Origin of the sequence: Halanaerobium saccharolyticum, assembly GCF_003053565.1 — a bacterium.
GTDB lineage: Bacteria > Bacillota > Halanaerobiia > Halanaerobiales > Halanaerobiaceae > Halanaerobium > Halanaerobium saccharolyticum_B.
This window is the reverse complement of record NZ_QAXS01000001.1, coordinates 30230-54538: the sequence shown is the minus strand read 5'-3', so window position 1 is coordinate 54538 and position 24309 is coordinate 30230. Positions and strand designations below refer to the sequence as shown.

Genomic DNA, 24309 nt, shown 5'->3' with positions numbered 1-24309 from the left:
AAATTTCCTCCTTTTCTAATATTTATACTATAAAAAGTATATCATAGAATAATTTGGAAATGAAGTAAAATTATTATAATACCCAAAAAAAGACCGCCCCAAAAAGGGCGGCTAGATTAATCAATATTTATTTGAGACTATAATAATTATTAAGAGCCAGATTAAAGAATCGGTGAAAGCAGTCTTGAAACTGACTCCCTGAGCTTCATTGTCCAGCCCCGGTTTTCAAAAATTTCTCTTGTTATTTCTTCCGAATTTTCTAGGTCCTCTGCAAAAATTTGATTATGGTATCTGGCCCGCTCCCGGTCATAGATAAAGGCATTTATTTCAAAATTCAGTTTAAAACTGCGGACATCCATATTGGTTGTTCCGATCGAAAGAACCCGGCTGTCAATACAGAGAGTTTTACTGTGCAGAAAGCCCTTTTTATAACGGTAGCAGCGGGCTCCAGCATCCAAAAGTTCACCGACAAAAGAGTTATTGGCGGCATAGACAAAGGGATGATCTCCCCGGTCTGGAATCATAATTTTAACCTCAACTCCAGAGCGAGCGGCAATTTTTAGAGCTTCCAGCATCGATTGATCGGGAATAAAATAAGGGGTCTGAATATAAATTGACTTTTCGGCCTCATAGATCATCTTCAAAAAGAGGGACTTGACTTCAGCCTCTTTAGAGTCAGGCCCACTGCTGACAATCTGGACAGCTACATCTCCTCTAGATTTTTTTTCAGGGAAATATTTTTGCTTCCGCATCAGGGCATTACCACTGGCAAAGCTCCAGTCTAAAAGAAAACGATATTGAAGGCTGTCAACACTTTCACCTTTTAAACGCAGGTGAGTGTCACGCCAGTCACCAAATCTGCGGCTCTCTCCCAGATATTCATCACCAATATTTATGCCTCCCAGATACCCGATCTGGCCGTCAATTACCACATTCTTGCGGTGGTTGCGGTAATTCATATCAAGGACAAAGGGAGCAAAAGGAACCGCTTTACCGCCGGCATCTTCCAGTTCGAAAATTGTATAGCGCGAAAGATTTCTGCAGCCCATTCGATCATAGAGCAGCCTGACCTCAACTCCTTCTGCCGCCTTTTTAGTTAAAAGCTGCATAAACTGATCACCAAGCTGATCATCATTAATAATATAATAATTAGCATGTACAAATTTTTCGGCATTCTTAATATCTTCAAATAAATCAGCAAACTTTTCTCGGCCGCTGGTATAAATATCGAGCTGATTGTAGCCCAGTCCTGCCGGCAGATCATTTTCAAAAGCCAGCCTAATTATACTCTGCTCCAGATGATCAAAATCCTTAATTCTTTCCTTTAGTTCTGCGGCAATAAGTTTGCCATCATATTTTTTTAACTCATCTTCTTCCTGTTTCCGCTGAAAAAGCTTCCTTTTCTTAGGGGTTAAACCTAAAAATAGATACAGAACAAAGCCCAGTACTGGAATTAAAGTTAAAATTAAGAGCCAGGCCCAGGTTGCAGTCGGATCCTTTCTTTCAAAAAAGATCAAAAGGATGATAAAAATTATATTTAAGATTATGATTCCTGTTGGTAAAAAAGATAAAAAATTCATAAGATCTCCTCAACTTTAATTCTGCTCAGCTTCTTCCATCATTTCTTCCATCTGTTCAAGGTCTCTAAGTAATTTTTTGATACTCAGCTCACTCTGACTGCTTAAATCAAGATACTCATCCTCTGTTTTAACTATTGGTGATTCCGGATGAGAGGGATTAATAAACACCACCCGTGCCAGCTGATCATTGCTCAGAACTACGCGATCACCAATCAGTGAATAAGGAATTTTTTCTATAAAAAGCATCTTCAGCCTGTGATCAAAGGAATCAAAATCCTCTTCCATTATTTTAACTGCAGTAAATGGTGAAACTGCTTTCTGGTAGGGCCGGTCAGTTGTCAGGGCATCAAAAGTATCACAGATAGCAATAATTCTCCCGAATAAAGGAATTTCTTCCTTTTTTAGACCAAGGGGATAACCACCTCCATGGTAGCGCTCGTGGTGGGTTAAAACTCCGGCCATTATACTTTTTGAAAAACGGTTACTTTTTTTGAGAAGTTTATAACCATATTCGGAATGTTTTTTGACCTCTTCATATTCCTCTGGGCTCAGAGGAGCCGGCCTGGTTATTATTTCTTTTTTAATTCTGCTTTTGCCAATATCGTGAAGCAGAGCTGAGGTGGTCAAATTACAGATTTTGTTTTCTGTTAGATTTAACCAGTTTCCAAACTTATGGGCCAGAATTCCAACATGGAGAGAATGAGAATAAGTGTACATATCAATATCACGAGTTATTTTTAGAATATCTTCTAAATCAAGATATTGAGAAATCTCCATTGCCTCTTCAGTCAGACTTCTAACTGTTCTAAAATCAACCTTTTTCATATAGTAGGCTTTTTTATAAGCTTCAGAAAAATCATCGAGACTTTTTTCATATTTTTCTTTAGCAATTACTTTTTTATCCTTTTCTGCTTCAATTACGGCAGCTGTTTTTATTTGAATTTCTTTAATTTCAGTTTCTTTTAACTGATCAATGAGCTTTCTATTTAACCGGGTGCCGGGTGGGATTAAGACACCGCCAAACTCACTCCGGACTTCCTCGTTAGTTATCATACCACTTTCTAAATCAATAATTTTAAAGGTACTGCTTTTAGCTGCAGAGATAGTAATCCCTCCTTAATTTACATATATAACTATTACTATTCATATTATAACATTTTTGGGTTTAAAACAACAGCAAAACCGACAGTTTGAACTGTCGGCATCATCTGAAGGAATTATTAAATTTGATTAGATAATTTGTATCCCAATTACTCCCAGGGCCAGCATTGCAATTGCAGCCAGCAGAGTCGAATAACTTTTAAAAACAGGTGCTGCATCAGAAATGATAATTTCTTCTTTAATGGCCGCAATCAGCACAAAAAGAATATAGCCGCCCAGAATATAGGCTGTATTTACTGTCATCATCTCTGCATAAACATAAGCTCCATTCTGAATCAACAGCTGGGTACCAAAAAGCGGTCCAATAGCCAGGATGAATTTAGGCAGCCCAAACCACTCCCCTTTCAGCTCACCCCAGTATTTGAGAACGGTAACCCCGAGCACTGTTGTAATAAAAAATATTGCCGGGTTGAGTGGATCCAGACCTGATGGTAAAAAGCTGTGTAAAAACCAGCCCAGTATATTAATTACAAAAACTGTGCTCACATACTTTAAACCTTTGACCGCTGTTTTTTTGATCGAGCCTGATTCAACCATCATAAATAATATCCCCAGGAAAAAAGCAAGACTCATATTTTCACTTAATAATGAATTCAAAAATAGACGAGATAACTCAGACAACTTTCTCACTTCCTTCCCTCAGGTTTTTTTTATCCTTACGTGAAAGCTCTACCAGCAGATAAATGATGCTGACTATTAAAAACGCTCCGGGGAAATCTTTGACAAAACCCAAAGGTGGATAACCCGCTGCTGTCAGCTGAATAGAAAAAATACTGCCTCTACCTAATAGTTCACGCAGAGCACCGACAAAAATCATCAGGATAAAGAAATCCTTCTGATAGGCGAAAAATTCATTCTCACTTCTGCTGGCTCCAATATATATCAGTGGAGTTACGCCAAGCAGCAGTAAATAGTTGTTAACATAGATTTCTAATTCCGGAAAGATATCGATAACTGCTATGTAAAAAACATAGCTTAGGGTAATACCAACTCCAATCAGTAAATACCAGTGATAATCCTCCCTTTCAGTCATAAATCTGGCAAAGAATTTTATTAAAAGCGAAATCAAAACTGCACTGATAGCTGTGATTAAAGCCTGTTTTAAATTGTTGGTAGCTCCCAGCAGTGGCAAAAGCCCCATCAGCATTACTTTTTCGAGTATTGTTAGGTTTTTATCCATTGGAACCTCCTTCTGCAGCTTCTTCATCTGTTTCTTCTGCATTTTCTTCTGAGTCGCTTTCTTCATCCCAGGTTGCTGAAGAATCTGTATCGCTTTCTGAATCTTCTTCAGCTGCAAGAATTTCCTGAGCTGTCTGCAGATCTTCTGCCTCTTCCAGGCTGCCGTATCTTTCACCTGTAAGTGCATTATCTATCGCCTTTAGAAAAGCTTCAGAAGAATTGGTTGCTCCTGAGACCAGATCTACTTCCAGACTCTGCTCGGCAAGCAGACTTTGACTCAGTTCTGCCATTGCCTCATCTCCAATACCGGGGCTTTCTTCCTGAGACACTATTCTGATCTCATTGATTTCGTTATCTTCAACCAGCACACTGACTTCTATCGGTGCTCGGTGCCCTTCAGCTGAACCTCGATACTCTCCGTCTTCTAAGTCAAGGTTAGATAAGTTGATCAGACCACCTTCACTTTCTGCTTCAGCTGCAGTTTCTTCCTCTCCCTCAGAGTCTTCTTCCTCCCAGGTTGCTGAGGAATCAGTATCACTTTCTGAATCTTCTTCAGAACCAGCATCGGTCTCAGCTGACTCCGAATCAGAGTCTAAAGCATTCCTAACCGCATTAATTGTCCCCTCTGAAGAATTAGTAGCTCCAGAAACCAAGTCAACTTCGAGGCTCTGCTCTGCAATAATTTGAGCTGCAATCTCTTCAATTGCATCATCACCAAGACCCTCAGTTTCATTTTGGGTTAAGACTTCAATTTCGGTAATTTCTCCGGCTTCAACAACAACTTCTAATTCGATCTGACCGGAGTGGCCCTGAGCTGAGCCCTGGTAAGTTCCAGCTTCAAAATCACCATCAGTACTGGATTCCGGGGAAGCCTGATCGATTGCTTTTTGTACTGCTTCCATATATGCTTCACTGGTATAAGTTGCACCGGATATAACATCTAAATCAGCAGTTTGTTCTCTTAAGAGCTGAGCTTCTAGCTCTTCGTAAGCTGGCTCAGCCAGATGCTCGGTTTCCTGCTCTTCCAGAATCTCTAGATCAACTATATCTCCATTTTCAACTGTAATCTCCAGGACAATATCTCCCTGTGCTCCTTCAGCCTGTCCCTGATAGACTCCATCCTGCAGTCCAGCTTCCTTTTCTGCAATTAAAAGCCTCAGACCAGCCTGAACTCCTCGAGAGACTGTTTGAGAAGAATAAGTAGCTCCACTGATCATATCAGTTTCTGCCATAACCTGATCAGCCTCAGCAGTTGTAAATTCTCTAAACTGAGACAGGAATTCCTGATCCTTTATTCTGGCTCCCAGGGTTGGTGATTCGCTTTCATTAATAATTTGAATTTTATCTATACTACCTGCTGGCTCCAGACTCAATAAAAGCTCTATTGGAGCTTCAAAACCATTACGAGATATGTAAACAAGGTCTTTGATAATTTCTTCCTCTGCTCGTGCTGCAAATAAAATATCATTATCGTCTCTTTCTATTATTTCAAAATTTTCTGCTGCCGGCACCGCTTCTTTTAAATGATTGTAGGTTAGACTACCGGGATAGGGGTCGTCATCATCGATTAAAGTCATGCCCACAAGTAAAATTAAAACAGCCGCCATAATTATTGCACTGAAGTGAGCAACTCTTTTCTTAACATACTCAACTTCGCCAAAATGCGGCTCCTCAAAAGCATTATCCAGAAAATAAGAAGCTCCGTTAATAATCAAAATTGCAAAGGTTATTCCCTCAGGGTAAGGGGTATAGCGGCGGATAAAAATTGTTAAAAATCCTCCTGCAAGACCATAAACTATCTTTGCCCATTTAGCAACCGGAGAAGTTACCATATCTGTTGCCATATAGATAGCAGCAAAAATTAGACCTCCGGAAAATACGGCAAAAACTGGATCCTGACCAAAAAGCATCGCTGCTCCAGCCGCACCGGCTACAAAAGAAAGCGGAATCCTCAGATCAATATAATCTTTAAGATACAAATAAGCTCCACCAATTAGCAGAGCAATAACAGAAGTTTCGCCAATACTGCCCGGAACATTTCCGATTATCAGTTCAGTATAACTAAAGGAATCACTCCCCAGCTGCAGAGCTGTGGCCGCTGAAACTCCATCAACCGGACTTACCCACTCGATCATTAAGGCAGGATAGGATAAAAGCAAAATTGCTCTGGCAACTAAAGCCGGGTTAAAGATATTGCTGCCCAGCCCACCAAATAAGTGTTTCCCAACCACAACTGTTAAGAATCCACCCAGAATTGGTATCCACCAGGGAACCACAGGTGGTAGAGTCAGGCCAAGTAAAATACCCGCCAGAAAAGCACTCCCATCTCCAAAGGTGGCTTTGCTTTTGACAAAAGGTTTTTCAAATAAAACAGCACTTAAAGCACTGGCCAGAACTAAATACAGTGCATATAAGCCAAAAAAGTATGTTCCCGCAATTAAAGCAGGAATCAGTGCTATTACTACACTCCACATGTTGGTTTCTATAGTTTCTGGGCTCTCTATATGAGGCCCACTCGACCTAAATAAATTTGCCATTTTTTAAATACCACCTCTTTTATTTTTGATTTGCTCTATGCTCTGCCTTCCCTCGTTTTAACCAGCGGACCAGCGGCCTTTTGGATGGACAGATATAAGCACAGGCACCACATTCTATACAGTCCATTAAGCCAACTTCCAGTGAACGCTCAAGCAGATCATTATTGATAAAAGCAGTTATCCTATTTGGCGCCAGGTACATAGGACAGACTTCACCACATCTACCACATCTAATACAGGGACGGGTTTCGCTATCTGCATATTCTTCAGCAGTGATTAAAACTACCCCGGAAGTTCCTTTGGTTACCGGAATTGTCCAGTCATCAATATTCATTCCTGTCATCGGTCCCCCCACAATAATCTGATAGTCTTCTTTATCTTTTGGACCACCACAAAATTCTACTACATCCTGAACTGAAGTTCCGATCGGAACCCTTAAATTAGAAGGGGTTTTTAAGGCCTCACCACTAACAGTCAGCACCCGGTCAATTACTGCTTCTTCAAAATCAACTGCTCTGGCAATTTTGACTGCAGTCTGCACATTATTAACAACCACATTAACCGCCATCGGCAGCTCCCCCTTGGGAACTTCTCGATCTAAAACAGCTTTGATCAGATGTTTTTCGGCTCCATGAGGATAACGAGTATCCAGTGCCTGTACCTCAATTCCGGGCCAGTCAGCAGCTTTCTGCTGTAATTTTTCAATTGCATCCTTTTTGTTTAACTCAATTGCAATAATCCCATTTTCAGCTCCAACTGCCTTTTTGATCAGCTCCAGACCTCTAAACAAATCTTCATATTCTTCCAGGAGCAGGCGGTGATCAACTGTCAGAAAAGGCTCACACTCGGCTCCATTGATAATTACTGTGTCAATTTCCATTTCCGGAGGTGGACTAAGTTTAACATGGGTTGGAAAACCAGCCCCTCCCATTCCAATTATCCCGGCTGCTTCTACCCGCTTTCTAATTGTCTCTACTTCAGGCAGGAGCTTTCGATCTATTTCTTCTTTTTCCAGCTCAACCTCTTCTTTATCCTTTTCAATTAAAATACACTGATAACTTCCTTCACCAGGCATTTTTCGCTCGACAATTCCTTTAACTGTTCCATTAATACTGGAATGAACTCGAGCCGAAATCTTCCCCTGCAATTCTGCTATACATTCACCCTTTTTAACTTTATCGCCAGCTTTAACAATAGGCTCCGCTGGAGCACCAATATGCTGGCTTAAGGGAATCGCTACCTCTACCGGATCCGGCATTATTTTGATCGGCTGATCACTTGTCAGCCCTTTTTTCTCAGGCAGGTGGATTCCACCAATAGGAAATTTCTTAACTTCCTTAATTGCCATCTCTGCACCTCCAAATTTTGTTTAAAAAATCAATAACTATACACCTGACTAAATAAAAAGAAAATTAAAAATAATTAGAGATAAAAAATGTGGATATTGATTTAAATATATCCACTCTAAATAGCTATTTTCTTTTTTTCGGCCGGCTCAAATTTTGAATTTTTTTCCCAATAAATAAAATAATAATTTTTGAAAACATTTTCTTGAGTTGATTATATCAGAAAAAGGCCTGATCTGAAAAGAGTTTTTGGCAAATTAATTTAACTTTAATTTATGATAATTTTCTGCAGGATCAACTTTCTTGTACTCACCGGAAGGATAAATAATCCCACTGTGAGCCTGATTTCCTGTTTTAATAACCGGCATTCTGTTTTCGACTGCTCTCAATACTGCAGCCTGCCACATTATATTTTTTAAAAGCCTGCTTTCATTAAACCAGGCTTCATTTGTCTGATTGACTATAAAATCAACTTCCTTTTCTGTTTTAACATAAGCCGGATATAATATTTCTGAACAAATTACGGTTTTCCACTTTAAGTTTCCACTTTTAAAGATAACTCTTTCGTCTCCCGCTTCTAAGGATGAGAAATAATAAGGTGTATACTTGTTTAAAAGCTCCAAAAAGGGATAGGTCTCACCAAAATAAAGCAGCAGATTTTTATCGTAACGAGCAAGTACTTCTCCCTCCTCTGAAAGCAAATAGGAACTATTGTAGCGGCTGCTGCCTGAATCTTTAGAGGCTAGAGAACCAATCTGAACTGGAGTTTCAAATTCTGCTGCCAGTCTTTCTAAAAAAAGCTGCCGGTAATGCTGATTTCGATGAAAATCAAAGGTAAGATTTGTTTCCGGAGCAATAACCAGGCTCGTCTGATTTAATTTATCAGCCGCATTTAAAGTCAGCTCAATATTCTGCTCCAGCTGCCTGGAACTCCATTTTTCCTGCTGCTTAATTTCGCTGGTGATAATCCCGATCTCTATCTTTTCTGAAATGTTGCTGCTTTCAGCCAGCTGCTTCTGCTGACTGTAATGAGAAAAACTAAAAATAAGCACTATCAAAAGTCCGAGCACCAGTATTTTTTTGAAATTTTTCTTTAAAATAATCTGAAAGAGCAGCCCATTAACCAGAATCAGGATAAAAGTTAAAAGCCAGATTCCTCCCGGATCAGCCAGCTGAATAAACGCCAAAAATTCAGCCTGAGTGTAGGCAGGGTTGGCAATTGGGAAAAAGAAGAGCAGATAATGGCGGGCCAGCTCAAAGAGAGTCCAGGAGCCGGCAAAGAAAAAAGGATTAAAACCTTCAGCTGCCAAAAGGCGCTGCTCCAGGTAAAAATAAATGAGAAAAAAGATGCCGTAGCTTAAAGCAAGCAGCAAAAAAAGCAGCACTAAAAGTAAAATAATAATTGGCAGTGGCGCCCCGGTATATAATTTAATTGAATGATACATAAAATTGCCTGAGAAAAGTAGAATCCAGAATCCGAGATTCCAGCCGCTCAAAAAAATCTTTTTATATCTCATTCCCGGCCTGTAGTGATAAAGATAATAGAGAAAGGGCAAAAAAGCAATCCAGGTCAAAAAATAGAGGTGCATATAGTAATTGGCCGCGGTCAATAATACTGCTGTTAAAATTGTTAATATCAGGCCCATCGCTTTACCTCTCTCCCTTGAAATTTTAAGTCAGTCTTTTTCTGCAAACCAAATATTAGATTAATCCAGCATCATCTTAATTTCGACATTACCCTCTGCAGTATAGCCTTCTCCCCCTTCTTTTAGGTTGAAGGTTGCTCGATCACTGCGCACCCAGTCGCGGTCTTCCTCGATCTCCACATTACCTGTCAGCTCCATCATTTCAGTTTCGCCATTATAGTTGGCTTTGTCGCCTCTAAATTTCTGGCCGTCATAATCAATCTCCACATTTTCTTCAGCAGTAAATGAATTATTGTCCCCGGTTATTTTTAGATAATCACTGTGCAGAACCATTTCATCTCCGTCAGATAAAATGTAATTAAGTACTGCTTCATTTTCAAAAATATATTCTTCAGTTTCTAAAAAAGCAGTCAGCAGTTTTGATTTAACTCTGCCGTCAGGATATTCGACTGCAATTTCTTCTTTTAAGATCATCTTCTGCTCATCTCTAAACAGCTCACCCTGGAGGGCATTAATTATGGTCTCATCTTTTCTGATTCGAACTCCACCACTCAAAAGTGTTTTTTCCTCCTGATATTCCAGGCGGGAGGCGTTGATATAGACTGCATCTTCATTTTCTGTTGACTCTTCGACTTCTGCTGACTGCTCAGTATTTTGCTCAGACTGGGCCAGCCCGGAAGCTGAGAAGCTGAAAACTAAAATTAAAATTATTATAACTGATAAGATTACTCTTTTAGCCTGCATCGAATTTCTCCTTTCTACAAATCACCGCTTTTAAGGCGGTCTTCTATCCGTGATTCAAAAATCAGATCGTCTTCTGTTTTAGTAAAGCCAACTGGATCGGCGGGGAAAAGATCGATTGAATACTGAACAGTAAATTCCTCCCGCAGATAATCATAGCTAAACTTAAGCTCCCGGCAGTGGAATCTCTTATTGAGCTGAATATTGGCCTCCCTGATCTGCTGATCATAGTCATAATCGATACTCAAATTACTCTCCAGATACCAGCCCCAGTCTCCTTCCAGCTCATAAATCAGCTGATTGTCAATTTCTTCAAGCCGGGAGGAATTGAGGTCATATTCAAGCCCCAGCCGGTGCTCCCAGCGCTCGCTCTCATAAGTACTGCTGAAAATTAGTTGATCATCAAAAAGCATATTATTCAAGTCATAACGAGTTCCAAGCTTAAGCTCCCAATTTTCGGTCGGGTTTAAGTCCAGATATGCTTCCAGCGGCAGATACTGATAATCAAGAAAGTCATAACCGCCTTCCAGGTCAAAATCTAGATAGGGAGAAATTTGATAATTAAGCTCATTTTCAAGCTCATTTTTTCTTTCCACCTCATCAAATTCAAAGGGGGTATAGCCCCACTGCTCTCGATATGTATAGTTATTGCGCAGAGTTAAGCTGCGGCCTAAATTTGTCCTCAGCCGCAGGCCGGTTTCAGAATGCTGCTGGTTGGGAATTCGGTCATATTCTCTGCCTTCAATCTGATAGGCACTGCTGCTGAATTCCTGGCTGACTCTCAGATAACTATTTAAAGGCAGGGAAAAAGAGTCACTGTATTCTGCTTCCCCGCGAATCCGGTAACCTTCTACTCCACTGGCATCTTCGTAATAACGCCCCAGCTGACCGAGGTAGGAAAAAGCCCCCGGTGGATTATAGTCGAGAGAAAGCTCCGGCAGTCGGGAAAAGTTAACCTGGTCATCTTCTGTCAGGCGGGGAGAATACTGCTCCAGTAAAAAAGTGAAATCATAATAACCGCTTCTTTTGGAGATTGAAAATTCCCCTCCCTGTCTGCTTTTTAAAGGGTCTGTAGGACTTTCCCTCTCACCATCATAATAGTTAAGCCGACTGCGCCAGCCTCCGCCTGGATTATAGCGCAGGTCAAGGTCTCTATTGATTTCCCGCTCCAGACCATCATCAGGATCCCTGATATAATCGCGGTCATAATTAACTCTGGCTGTCAGACTGTCGAAAAAGCGGTCATAAAAATAGAAATCAAGCCCGTAATCTTTTTGATCCCGGCTGTTCTGCTCAAAATAATCCTCTTCTTCATAATCAAAATTTATTCTGCTGCGCCGACTCTGTTTGTTGTAGTAAAAATCAAGTCCAGTCTCGATTTCAATTCTGTCATCATAATCCTGATAAAAATAGGACAATTCTTCCTCCCAGCTGCCGAGATCGGCCTCATGATATAATTCTGCTTCCCAGTTGAAAAGGCCGGGAAGATCAGTTTTATTCTGCTGAGTATAGTAATAAAGATAGGCTTCCTGCCGGCTGCTGTTGAGAAAGTACTGTTTAATTCCCCCTGCTGAACCTGAAATAGTGTAGTGGTCCAGATAAAAGTTACCGGGGAGGTCAAAGCGGTTGTTGTAAAAGTATTTGGTCTTGATAAACCAGCCCCGCTGCTGATGGTAGCCAAAGGAAGGGACAAAATTGCTGTTTTCTTCTTTCAATGAGATGTAAAGATAGGGCCAGTATAAAAGCGGCAGCCTGCCGTTTAGTTCTTTAAAAACTATATTATACATCTTAATATATTCTTCCGGTTTAATGACAACTCTTTCTGCATCAAAATAATAGTGGGGACTGTCAAAATCACAGCCCGAAATTGCTCCGGGTAAAAGCTCAATATTTTCGGCACTCTCCAGACTGCGCTGGCTGCCGTCGGCAAGCTCAATCTTTATATCTTCTGATTTTAAATAATACTGACCATAATTACCATCGATATTACCTCTAATTTTAATAAAGCCACTGCTCTGATCATAGTCTAAATAATCTGCATTGACTCTAAATTCTTCCGCACTTCCGGCTGTGTTCAGACTTAAAACCAGCAGGAAAACCGCCGTAGAAATCCCCAGGATTTTAAAGATCTTATTGATTATTTTTTGCCAGGAATCACGCCAGAAAAGCAGTGCAACTCCCAGAAGCAGAAATATCAGATTGGGCAGCCAGGCAGCAACCAGTGGTGGCAGAATATAATTTTTGCCAAAAGAGCGGCTGAAGGATAAAATTACATAGTATAAAAAGACAATGACGATTGTAAAAATCAAATTTAAAGTTCTGCTTTCCTTACCACTCAAGCTTAAGGGAACACTAATCAGCACAAAAAGGAGAGCTGTCAGCGGCTCGGCGAGTTTCAAATGATAGTCAACCATCAAGGAATCCACATTAATCCCGCTTTTTTTGAATAGAGCAATTCTTTTGCCGAGTTCTTCTCTGCTCATCTCTGATGAAGACTTCTGGCTGCCGTAAAGTTCTTTCATTTCATCAGTCAACTGAATCTCCATCTCCTGAAATTTACTTTCAAAAATAACTCGTCCCTGTTCATCATACTGGTGAATAATTCCTGAATTTAAAAGCCAGCGGTTTTCTTCAATTATTCCCCGCTCAGCTGTAATTACCTCCGGAAACTGGTCCTGACCCAGCTCATAAATAACAACCCGGCGCAGCTCCCCAGCCTTTTCGTCATATTCTTCAACATAAAAAAGACGCCCCTGAGGACCTTTAAAAAAGACTTCTTCTTCCGGATCGGGCATTGCATCTTTTAAAATTGTTTCGCGAATAATATTATTTGCCTGGTGATTTGCCCAGGGCACAATCTTCTCATTTAAAATCAGGGTCAGCCCACTCACAGTTATTCCGACAACCAGCAGTGGAATTATCAGCCGAAAAATGCTGACTCCTCCCATTCTAATTGCTGTAATCTCATTTTCTCTATTCAGCCGCCCAATCCCGGTCATTGTTGCAAATAATACTGCAATCGGAAAGGTTTCGACCATTACGGAAGGGATTTTATAGGCTAAAAGCTGCAGCACAAGCGGTACCGGAACTTTTTTTACTATTATTAAATCTGTCAGTTGAAAAAAGTAATTACCAATCAGGATCACAGTAACTATAAAAACCCCCAGAATAAAGGGATAGCTGACCTCCTTGATAATATATTTATCCATTAATTTGATTTTATTTTTTAACATAAATTATTACCCCATCAAAATTAAAATTTTTAGCTATTAGTAATTGTTTTCTATAAATTTTAGCTACTTCCTGCTTTTTGGGGTATAAAAAAAGAGAATTCAGCCAGATTGTGACTAAATCCTCTTTTCGAATGCGATTTTAGAGTTCAATGACGTTTAATTTTTAATTTTAATACTGACTACCCCAGACAGTTACACCTTTATCAGAAAGGGCGCTGAAGGTCATTACTTCTTTAGCTAAGCCCCTATCAAACTGACTGATAAATGCTCCATAATATTTTTCACCCTCAATAGTAATCTCGGCAAAATAATCATCGATCAGCTTCCAGCTGCCTCTTACTTCTCCACTGATGCTGCCGTCAGCATTTAGTTTTATTTCTTCTGAATAATTGATCTCCTTATAGCCGTTTTGAATATTGCGGCCGTGATTTACAAATTGATAGCTGCCGCTTATTTTCTCCCCACTGACTGCCGAAAGACTCTCACCATTATAAGCATGAGGGGTAATTACCGGCCAGCCTTTTTGATTAAAAATTGTCTGATGAACTCTGACCTGATGATATTCTCCCTGACCGGGATAGCGGCTGTGGAAGATGACAAAACTTTTGCCGCTGCTCTGGTCATAATAAGCTGAATTATGGCCCGGTGATAAATATCCCAGTTCAGATTTTTCAAAAACAAAATTACCGATTAATTTAGCACCATAGTTAACCGCATCAGCCCAGCTGCCGCTGTCATATTCTCTTAGATCTGTCCCCTGAGGATCTAAATAAGGACCATCAACATTTTTAGAGCGAGCGACTCGGATATTATAGCCGCCATCTGCTGCCAGGGTGCCAAATGACATATAGAGATAATAATAATCAGTCTCCGGATTATATAAAATATAGCCACCTTCGATTGGAGAATGGCCTCCACCTGCTAGCTTTTTGCCATAACCTGAGCCTTCTTCTAAATAGCCTGTCTCGGGATTGTAATTTTCTGGATAGCCTGTTTCTTCATCCATCTCAAGCAGGTGAAGTCCGCCAGCATAAGAACCATATAACATCCAGAGCCTGCCATTTTTGTCATAAAAAACATGAGGGTCAATTACTCCGGGATGTTTTTGATGCCTGAAGTTTTCACCGGCCTCACGGCTGTACTGACCTTCCTCATATTTTCTGATTAAAATCCTGTCAAACTCATATGGACCTTCTATATTATCAGAAACCGCGAGAGAAATATTGGACCGCTCTGACTCCCAGTTAGCTGAACTGAAATATAAATGATATTTATTCGTATCCTTTGCCCTAATTTTGATGGGACTTTTGGCCCAAGTGCTTTCTGCATCAGGCTCAGGCCAGGCAAGCGTTTCCTGCAGTTCCTCTTCCGGGTTAGGAATAATTGGATTGGAAGCATCCCAATCACCAGAAATCTGCTTCCACTCTATTAAGTCCTCTGATTTCGCTGCTGCCAGGTGGGAACCAAAGACATAAAAACTTCCATTTTCTTTAATAATCATTGGGTCATGAACTGAAACACTCTGAGGATCAAGCTCTACTTTTGTCTCAGCTTTAACTTCAATTTTTTCTGCCCCTGCAGCAAGTTCCGCTACTTCTTCTGCAGTTAAAGGTTGATCATAAATTCTCAGATCGTCAATTTTACCTTCAAAGGGATTGTCCCAGTAGTTTACACCCAGAGCAAATTTGGCCTCTATATCACTAAAAACATCAGGAAAATCAGACCCTCTAAAATGTTCTGTACCGTTGATGTAAAAGTGGACCTCACCCTGATCAACTGCGGCCGCCAGGTGAACCCACTGATCTTCCGGTATCTTAAAATTACCATCAGCATCATACCAGTTATTTCCTGACCAGAGCATTGTTCTCCCGCTGGGACCCTGGGGCACAAAACTAATCCAGGATTCAATACCTGATTCTTGATCAGACAGCCCAGCAAAAAATGTTGTTGTAAACTGATTTATAGCATCTGCCCGCAGCCAGAAGGCAATGCTGTAGGAATAATCGTCAATTAGATTTTCTGCTAAGAACAATCCTGAACTGCCATCAAAAACTGCTGCCTGACCATTTTTCCCCTGACCAAAATTAATCTTCCCACCACTATTAAAAATTCTGTCACCAGTTACCTTAAAATCAGAAAAATTACTTTCTGCATCAGTTAAATCTCCTTCAAACTGATAATGCGCTATTAAACCAGCATCAGCTGCCTGAACAGCAAGACTAAGGACTAAGAAAATAGTTAATAAAAAAATGACCAGTGAAAGCTTCTTTACTCTCATCAATTTAACCCTCCAGCTTATCTTTTAGTTTTTGTTTAATTAATTCTATATTTTTTTAGTATATACTAAAATCATATCAGGTTAATTTATCCATTGTCAAACTATTTTAACTAATTTCAGGCAAAAAAATAGGCCCAATCAAATGATCAGGCCCTTTTTAATAAATTAAGCTTTTTAATTATATTTATTTATTTTAGTATTGATTAAAACAAATTCTTAATCATCAATTTCAAATTCTTTTTCTATGGGATCAAATTGATAATTATCTGCTGTTATTTCTACTTCGACATAATATCTGCCTTCTCTAAACTGATCCAGGTCAATTTCTTCTTCAAATCTTAGAGAATCTCGGCCTTCAATTTCAATATTCTGTACTGCCTGAGAGAATATCTTGCTGTCAGCCCAGGAGTAAAGAACTCGCCCAAATCTATTTTTTACATAAATATTATATTTTTGAGCTGAATTGAAGCGCAGATTAACATCATTTCTTCCAGTATTCATAATTTCAAATCTAAGTCTTAGCCGCTCATCACGCTCAAACTCATCATCATTAAGGTAAACTCTAAAGCGAAGCTCATTTTCACTTTGATCATCTCTATCAATTCTATCCGGCATGGTTAAACCCTTCTCGACTCGAACATTGAAATTTAAAAACTCTTCCAGAAATTCTACCGGAACCAGAAAATGCTGATTAATAACTACTGGTGCATATTCAAGACTCCGATTTCTTAAATTAGTTCTGACCAATTTTTCATTGTTTTCTAGAATATAATAGTTATTGTTTTTTAGCACAATATACCGATTGCTGCTGACTCTGTCGATATCAAATAAGTCTGCATCAACCAGCTTTTCGATAGGTATATAAGTGTCTGCAGTTATTTGATCTGGTACAAGGTCAAAATCTATATTTCTATTTTCTACCTTAATCTGAGCCGATGCTGAAATCGAAAATAAAGCAGCAATAGCTATTACCAGAAATAAAATTTTAATATTTTTTCTCAATTTAAACTCCTCCTTTGATTAGTCTCTTAACTTTTCAATGCCTTCTACGCTTAGTGCAGCTGCGCTGGAACTTGAAGTTACGTAATACATGTCTATGTCCTGATTCTCATAAACCACACCTGGTTGATAATCTTCTGTTGTATCTGTAATTCCAAAATAGTCTCCACCATCAATTTCAAAGTTATTATTTATATCTCTCCAGGAAACCATATAATAGTCACCAATAATTCTATCAGATAGAGTGTAACTTCCATCACTATTCATCCTGGTTGAATTGCTTGCTATTGTAATAACATTATTATTTTTTGTTGCAGCAAAAACATAGGGTGCTGCAATTTTTTTATTTAAAAGTGCTCCATAAGCATCAAGTAAACCATAACCATATTCGTTATCTTTGCCTGTTGCACCTAAATCTACGGCTGTAGAAGTAAGTCGATCTTTTATATCTCTTGGTGCGACATCTTTTTCTAATAATAAAGCAGCTGCACCACTAACATATGCGGTTGCCATTGAAGTGCCTTCCATCTCATAATATTCATCTGTATAAAAAGTCCCATCTTCATAATATCCCCAGGTGCTCAAAATTCCCGTATCAACATCAAAATCTCCACCTGGTGCTACTAAATCTAAATTCGAACCATAATTTGAATAACTTGCCTGCTCATTATTTCTATCTACAGCTCCTACTGCAATAACTTCAGGGTAAGCAGCAGGATATAATATAGAATCAATTCCACTATTACCTGAAGCTGCTACTAAAATTTTATTCTTATTGTCAGCAAATTCAACAGCTTCGGTTAAATGAGAAGGCACTTCCTCTGAATCTAAGTCAGCGCCAAGACTCATATTTAAAATATCAGCACCATTATCTACAGCATAATATATTCCTTCTGCAACATCAAAAGTATTTCCATTTTGTGTATCATCAAGAACCTTTACTGGCATTAAGTCTATTCCCCAACTTACCCCAGCTATTCCAGTAGAGTTATTTGTAAGGGCTCCAATTATTCCTGCAACATGAGTTCCATGACTGCCGCCATTTGTTTGAGTTGTCCTGTCTCTTATATCTGTATCAGCAGTATAATCTCTAGGATCATTATTTCCGCCACTGTCACCAACCAAATTTGCTCCCCCAGATATATTTCCTTCTAAATCTTCATGATCCGGAATAATGCCTGAGTCAAGTACTGCTACAGTAACAGAATTACTGTATTTTTGTTCATCCCAGGCAGCTTCAAGATTGGAGGCTATTGAACCCCATTGGATTATACCATTATTGTCTTCGTATTGTTCGTCATTAGGAATCGCCTGCGGATAAACATAATAATTTGGCTCAGCGTATTCAATTCCCGGCTGCTGAGAAAAATATTCTATCATTTCTTCAACTGTTTTTCCTTTTGGAATCTTAAATTTAACCAGTTCACCATTGCCTCTATTCATTTTTTTAGCAATATTTAAACCTTGAACTTCTTTAACTGAATTTGAAGCACTGGTTATAGTTGAATTATCATACTTAACAATTATTTCATCCTGTACAAATTTTTCTTTATTAGGTTGGGTAAAGTTAGATGCTGATTTTACATTGCTAGATCCACTTAGTTCAGAATCCTTATATAAAGTCAAATTACTGACTTTGACCTGCCCATTAATTACTGTTGTATCAGCAACTGGATCAACTCTAATTATTCCTAAATCACCATTAACTTCAGGAAAAACTGTATCTACATAATCCTCTATTGCATCTTTTTTTCTAATTCTTAAAGTATAACTATCTTCATTTAAACCGGTAATATAAAATTCTCCATAATAATCTGTTCTATCTCTTACCTGACCATCAAGTAAAACTTCAGCATTATATACCATAGAATCTGAATCATTATAATATACTTTACCTCTTAAACTGGGACTGCTTCCACTACTACAGGCGGATAACACAAGCCCTCCCACTATTAACATTGCAATTAAAATCAAAAACTTTTTCTTCAATGATATCCCCTCTTTTCTTTTCAATAATAACAATTTTAACTAACCAGGTTTAGTAAGTACTTACTAAACTCTCTTCTTTACAGAAGGGGCAACCCTCAAACTTAAAAATATAATAAAAGCTGCAGCAATAGAAATATCATATAAACCATATCCTACTGCCAGGCCTAAACCTGCAACTCCCCAGAGGCTGGCTGCAGTTGTCAATCCTTCAACCTTATCTTCCTGTTTAATAATTGTACCTGCACCCAAAAAACCAATTCCACTTACTACCTGAGCAGCTAGACGAGCAGGATCACCTTCGACTCCACCAACTCCAGTTCCCGTTTTGGCAACTTCCACCGATAAGATCATAATAACACACGAAATTACAGCAACAATAACATTTGTTCTAATACCTGCCGCTTTATTCTGTTTTTCTCTATCATAACCAATTAATGCTGCCAGAAGAGCAGCTAATACAAGCCGAAAAACTCCTATCCAATCCAAAACCAACTGCCTCACCTCCACAATATTTCTATATATATAATATTCTTCGTAATTAATATCAATCCTTTAATATTTTCATTATAATTAGATTAATTTAAATCCAGTGTGATTTTAGTAAAATTCATTACAAATTGCCCGATTATTTGATTTAATCTTTAACCAGTGTTATATTTTAAATAAGCAAGGATTTATAATTTTGGAATGGAGGTTAAATTATGAATAAAAAAATAATTACAACTGCAGTATTAGTCATCTTGCTGGCGGTATCAATCCCGTTAATGGCTCAGGATGATGATTATATTGATTTAAACGACTACAACTTGGACTTAACAATCGAACAGAAAAATATTTTAGAGGATGAATTGAGCGCTATTGTTGATATTTCAGGTGAAATTGATCTGGGGATGATTAAAATCATTCTAGGTGAATTAGAAGAAGATAACGATGACTTTGAAGATGATTATGACTATGACGAGGACAGCGAGGAAGCTAACTTTGGTCGTGGTCTTGCGCAGAGAATTAAAGAATATAAAGCAAATAACGAAGATTGGACCGGTCAGGAATTATCAAACATGATTCATAACTATATGGATGATAATCATCCGGGCAGGGGAAAAGGACTTGATAAAAATAACCCAGGTAAAGGTAACAGCGCTAACCCTGGAAAAGGTAATAATCCCGGCAAAGGTAATTAAAATTTAATATTTATTTCAAAAACTAAACTATTAAAATCTTTAAAAATAGCGGGCTATTGATTAAATTTCAATAGCCTTTTTTCTTTGGAAAATTGTTTGAAGGCTTAAACAAATCTCATAATGAATTTATTGTATAAACTTCTTTCACCACCAAAATAATTTAGAATCTCTTCCTCTTCAACGAAATCACTTTTTTCTTCTCCTAAATAGGACCTAAAACTGCTCCAGCGGTAATCTTTGGGGTTTAAGGCCAGCTTGTCTTTAACCGGATCGAGATGGATATAGCGGTTCACAATTAGATTATAATAATTATTCTCTATAATTTTGGAAACATAACGACCCTGAAAAACATGGCCAACAGTCGAATATCTCTCATTAAAATATCTTGCGTAACGCCAGTTGATACCCCTCATGATTCTCCAAATCTCAATATCTTTTGTTCTAATTTGTAGATGAATGTGGTTCGGCATTAAACAATAAGTTAAAATCAAGAAATCATATCTTGCTTTTACTTCTCTAACTATGTCCAGATATATGAGATGATCAACAGTATCTAAAAAAATATTTTGCTTTTTATTCCCTCTGCAAATTATGTGATATTTTGCCTCCGGATACCAGACTCTTCTTTTATGACCCATGACTCTCTCCTACCTTCCATAATTTTACTTTAATACTATTATATCCTTTTATTTAATTAATTTCAATAATTTTACATAATAAAAGGGTATTATTCTTTAGGCAGAGTTTTACATAATTCGACAGGTTCACGGTGCGTGTACATAAATAAACATAAACGCACATAAACGCAAAAAGACCAGCGGCGTCCCGCTGGTCTTTTATCCTTGCTCTTTATATTTATTTTTAAGCTATTTTTTCTTTAGAATTACTCTTCATCTTCAGGAGCATAAGCTTCTTCCAGTCTCTTGTAGGACTGATAGCGCTCTTTTGCATCCTGTTCTGATCTTTCAAAGAGTTCCTCAGCAAGATCAGGGAATGTCTTCTGTAGGGAGGAGAAACGTACCTCACTAAGAATGAAGTCTCTGAAGCTTTCTGTAGGCTCTTTAGAATCCATGCTAAATGGATTCTTTCCTTGCTCTTTGAGTTCTGGGTTGAAGCGGAATAAGTGCCAGTATCCTGCCTTAACAGCATCTTTCTCCTGGCTAACACTACAGCCCATACCTTTTTTCAGACCATGTGAAATACAGGGAGCGTAAGCAATTACAATGGAAGGTCCATCATATGCTTCAGCTTCTGCGATAGCTTTAATAGCCTGGTTCATATTAGCTCCCATAGAAATCTGAGCTACATAAACATAGCCATAAGTCATAGCCATCTGGCCTAAGTCTTTCTTCTTGATCTTCTTACCTGAAGCAGCAAACTTAGCAGCTGCAGCAGTTGGAGTAGCTTTAGAAGACTGTCCACCGGTGTTGGAGTAAACCTCTGTATCAAAGATTAATACATTTACATCATCACCAGAAGCGATAACATGGTCTAATCCACCATAACCGATATCATAAGCCCAGCCGTCTCCACCGAAGATCCACTGAGATTTCTTAGTAATGAACTCTTTGCGGTCCACGATCTCAGCAATTACTTCGTTTTCACTGTACTTAGCGAGTAAAGGCATCATTTTCTTCTTGATTTCTTTAGTTTTCTCGCCGTCATTAAAGTTATCTAGCATTTCCTGCATTAGTTCTGTTAATTCAGCATCTAAATCAAGCTCAATTGCTTCTTCCATCAGGTCAGCAATCTTAGCTCTAATCTGCTGATTAGCTAAGAACATACCGTAACCATACTCGGCGTTATCCTCGAATAAGGAGTTAGCCCAGGCTGGTCCGTGTCCTTCTGGGTTAGTAGAGTAAACAGATACAGGAGCAGATCCACCCCAGATTGAAGAACAACCTGTAGCGTTAGCAATTAACATTCTATCTCCAAATAACTGAGTTACAAGCTTAGCATAAGCTGTTTCTCCACAACCGGCACAAGCACCATGGAACTCAAGTAGTGGTTCCTGGAACTGACTACCTTTAATATTAACAGGATCCATTAAATCATCTTTAATAGATATTTCGTTAATAGCATAATCCCAGTTGTCTGCATCTTTTTCTACCATTTCTGCAAATGGAGTCATTTCTAAAGCATCAACAGGACATACATCAGCACAAACACCACAACCAGTACAATCATAAGGGCTTACCTGAATCTTGTACTCTAAACCTTCTAACTGTTTACCGCGAGCATCCAGAGTTTCGAATCCTTCTGGTGCATTTGCAGCTTCTTCTTCATCCAGTAAGAATGGTCTAATTACAGCATGTGGACAGGCTAATGAACACTGGTTACACTGAATACATTTATCGCTTAACCAGTTTGGTACATTAATTGCGATTCCACGTTTTTCATATTTAGAAAGTCCTGGAGGGAAGTGTCCATCTTCACGGCCAACAAATGTACTAACAGGTAATTCATCACCTTTTTGAGCGTTAACAACCTGAACTACATTTTTAACGAATTCTGGCACGTCTTCCTCCTCTTCTTCCTTAACAACTGAACTTGCCCAATCGGCAGGTACATCAATTTTTGTTAAGGCATCCAGAGCTTTATCTACAGCTTTATTATTCATTTCAACAATCTTATCACCTTTGTGACCATAAGATTTCTGAATAGCTTCTTTTAGATATTCAATTGCTTCATCAACAGGAATAATGTCAGCTACCTCAAAGAAAGCAGTCTGCATAACCATGTTGATTCTCTGGCCTAAGCCAACTTCCTGAGCAATATCAACAGCGTTGATTGTATATAGATTAATATCGTGATCAGCGATATATTTCTTCATTTCTGCAGGAAGATTTTCGCCTAACTCATCTTCTGACCAGGTACAGTTAAGCACAAAGTTTCCGCCATCTTTTAGATCCTGTACCATCTCAAACTTATCTACATAAGATTCGTTATGACAGGCTACATAATCTGCTTCATCAATTAAGTAAGTTGACTTAATTGGCTCATCACCAAATCTTAAGTGAGATACTGTAACACCACCAGATTTTTTGGAGTCATAAGAGAAATATGCCTGAGCATACTTATCTGTGTTGTCACCAATAATCTTAATAGCGTTTTTGTTAGCACCAACAGTACCGTCAGAACCAAGACCCCAGAACTTGCAGCGAACTGTACTTTCTGGAGAAGTATTAATATGTTCAGTAAGTTCAAGATTAGTATTTGTAACATCATCGTTAATACCAATAGTGAATTGATTTTTAGGCTCATCTTTTCTAAGGTTATCAAATACAGCCTTAATTTGAGTAGGTGTAGTATCCTTAGAACTTAAACCGTAACGTCCACCAACAATAACCGGACGCTTTTCTTGATCATAGAATAATGATCTTACATCTTCATAAAGTGGTTCCCCTACTGCACCAGGTTCTTTAGTTCTATCTAATACAGCAATCTTCTCAGCAGTTTCTGGAAGAGCCTTCATGAAGTACTTTTTGGAGAATGGACGATATAATCTTACTTTGATTAGACCAACTTTTTCTCCCTGATCAACTAAGTACTTAACAGTTTCTTCGATAGTATCAGTTACAGAACCCATAGCAATAACTACATATTTAGCATCTTCTGCACCTACATAGTTAAATGGATGGTATTCTCTACCTGTTAATTCGGAAATCTCCTGCATATATTCTTCTACAATATCAGGCACTGCATCATAAAAACTATTAGCAGCTTCACGGGCCTGGAAGAAAATATCAGGGTTTTGAGCTGTTCCCATTGTTACAGGGCGCTCAGGATTTAATGCTCTGTGTCTAAATTCGCTGACCTTGCCGTAATCAACCAATTCTGCCAGATCATCATAATCTAAAACTTCTATTTTTTGATATTCATGAGATGTTCTAAAACCATCAAAGAAATGAGTAAATGGTACACTTGATTTGATGGACGCCAGGTGAGCGACACCAGCTAAGTCCATAACTTCCTGAACACTACCGGAAGCCAGCATAGCAACACCAGTCTGGCGGGTTGCCATTACATCAGAGTGATCACCAAAGATTGATAGAGCATGAGTAGCAACAGTACGAGCACTAACATGGAATACACCAGGTAATAATTCACCGGCGATTTTGTACATGTTAGGCAGCATTAATAATAATCCCTGAGAAGCTGTAAAAGTAGTTGTCAAAGCTCCTGCCACCAGAGAACCGTGTACTGCACCAGATGCTCCTCCCTCAGACTGCATTTCAGTTAACTTCACTTCCTGGTCGAAGATATTCTTACGACCGTTAGCACTCCATGAGTCAACTAATTCAGCCATTGGAGATGAAGGAGTAATAGGATAGATAGCTGCTACGTCTGTAAAAGCATAAGCTACATGAGCTGCAGCAGTATTTCCATCCATGGTCTTCATTTGTTTTGCCATTATAACTTTCCCTCCTATTAATAAG

Annotated in this window: 16 protein-coding genes; 1 reads left to right on the top strand and 15 read right to left on the bottom strand. The window is 38.8% G+C overall.

Going from position 1 to position 24309, the window contains the following annotated elements:
- Positions 1 to 161: 161 nt before the first annotated feature.
- From cls to C8C76_RS00175, 13 genes are all read right to left on the bottom strand, one after another.
- Positions 162 to 1580 (bottom strand): cardiolipin synthase, encoded by a 1419-nt coding sequence (cls, locus tag C8C76_RS00235; RefSeq protein WP_108137507.1) that lies wholly within the window; start codon positions 1578 to 1580, stop codon positions 162 to 164.
- A 15-nt stretch (positions 1581 to 1595) separates the two neighbouring features.
- The gene (locus C8C76_RS00230; protein ID WP_108137505.1) at positions 1596 to 2633 is read right to left on the bottom strand and encodes an HD-GYP domain-containing protein; all 1038 of its coding nucleotides are present in this window, start codon (positions 2631 to 2633) and stop codon (positions 1596 to 1598) included.
- A 177-nt stretch (positions 2634 to 2810) separates the two neighbouring features.
- Positions 2811 to 3362: a hypothetical protein gene (locus C8C76_RS00225; RefSeq protein WP_108137504.1), complete on the bottom strand. Its 552-nt coding sequence runs from the start codon at positions 3360 to 3362 to the stop codon at positions 2811 to 2813.
- Positions 3355 to 3921, bottom strand: coding sequence for a hypothetical protein (locus C8C76_RS00220; RefSeq protein ID WP_108137501.1), 567 nt, complete (start codon positions 3919 to 3921; stop codon positions 3355 to 3357). The genes C8C76_RS00225 and C8C76_RS00220 overlap by 8 nt, the downstream gene beginning before the upstream one ends.
- Positions 3914 to 6457, bottom strand: coding sequence for an RnfABCDGE type electron transport complex subunit D (locus C8C76_RS00215; protein WP_108137499.1), 2544 nt, complete (start codon positions 6455 to 6457; stop codon positions 3914 to 3916). The genes C8C76_RS00220 and C8C76_RS00215 overlap by 8 nt, the downstream gene beginning before the upstream one ends.
- Before the next feature lie 19 nt (positions 6458 to 6476).
- On the bottom strand, positions 6477 to 7805 hold the full coding sequence (rsxC, locus tag C8C76_RS00210) for an electron transport complex subunit RsxC (protein WP_108137497.1): 1329 nt from the start codon (positions 7803 to 7805) through the stop codon (positions 6477 to 6479).
- A 255-nt stretch (positions 7806 to 8060) separates the two neighbouring features.
- Complete coding sequence (gene lnt, locus C8C76_RS00205) at positions 8061 to 9449, bottom strand: apolipoprotein N-acyltransferase (protein ID WP_108137495.1); 1389 nt, start codon at positions 9447 to 9449, stop codon at positions 8061 to 8063.
- 60 nt (positions 9450 to 9509) lie between these two features.
- Positions 9510 to 10193, bottom strand: a complete 684-nt coding sequence (locus C8C76_RS00200) for an LptA/OstA family protein (protein WP_108137493.1) — start codon at positions 10191 to 10193, stop codon at positions 9510 to 9512.
- 14 nt (positions 10194 to 10207) lie between these two features.
- Entirely contained in the window at positions 10208 to 13423 is a 3216-nt protein-coding gene (locus C8C76_RS00195) for a YjgP/YjgQ family permease (RefSeq protein ID WP_108137491.1), read from the bottom strand.
- 169 nt (positions 13424 to 13592) lie between these two features.
- A complete protein-coding gene (locus tag C8C76_RS00190; RefSeq protein WP_108137489.1) occupies positions 13593 to 15701 on the bottom strand; it encodes a LamG-like jellyroll fold domain-containing protein in 2109 nt (702 codons plus the stop codon).
- A gap of 216 nt (positions 15702 to 15917) precedes the next feature.
- Entirely contained in the window at positions 15918 to 16703 is a 786-nt protein-coding gene (locus C8C76_RS00185) for a BsuPI-related putative proteinase inhibitor (protein WP_108137486.1), read from the bottom strand.
- A gap of 18 nt (positions 16704 to 16721) precedes the next feature.
- Positions 16722 to 18689 carry a S8 family peptidase gene (locus C8C76_RS00180; protein ID WP_108137484.1) on the bottom strand — a complete coding sequence of 656 codons (1968 nt, stop codon included), beginning with the start codon at positions 18687 to 18689 and terminating at the stop codon, positions 16722 to 16724.
- A gap of 63 nt (positions 18690 to 18752) precedes the next feature.
- Positions 18753 to 19190, bottom strand: coding sequence for an MgtC/SapB family protein (locus C8C76_RS00175; protein ID WP_258222387.1), 438 nt, complete (start codon positions 19188 to 19190; stop codon positions 18753 to 18755).
- A gap of 200 nt (positions 19191 to 19390) precedes the next feature.
- On the opposite strand from C8C76_RS00175, the gene C8C76_RS00170 reads away from it, so the two are divergent.
- Positions 19391 to 19870, top strand: a complete 480-nt coding sequence (locus C8C76_RS00170; RefSeq protein WP_108137480.1) for a hypothetical protein — start codon at positions 19391 to 19393, stop codon at positions 19868 to 19870.
- Positions 19871 to 19974: 104 nt separating this feature from the next.
- Here the strand turns inward: C8C76_RS00170 and C8C76_RS00165 are convergent, their stop codons facing one another.
- Both C8C76_RS00165 and nifJ read right to left on the bottom strand, forming a co-directional pair.
- A complete protein-coding gene (locus C8C76_RS00165) occupies positions 19975 to 20508 on the bottom strand; it encodes a transposase (RefSeq protein ID WP_108137463.1) in 534 nt (177 codons plus the stop codon).
- Between the two features lie 245 nt (positions 20509 to 20753).
- On the bottom strand, positions 20754 to 24284 hold the full coding sequence (gene nifJ, locus C8C76_RS00160) for a pyruvate:ferredoxin (flavodoxin) oxidoreductase (RefSeq protein WP_108137462.1): 3531 nt from the start codon (positions 24282 to 24284) through the stop codon (positions 20754 to 20756).
- Positions 24285 to 24309 lie beyond the last annotated feature (25 nt).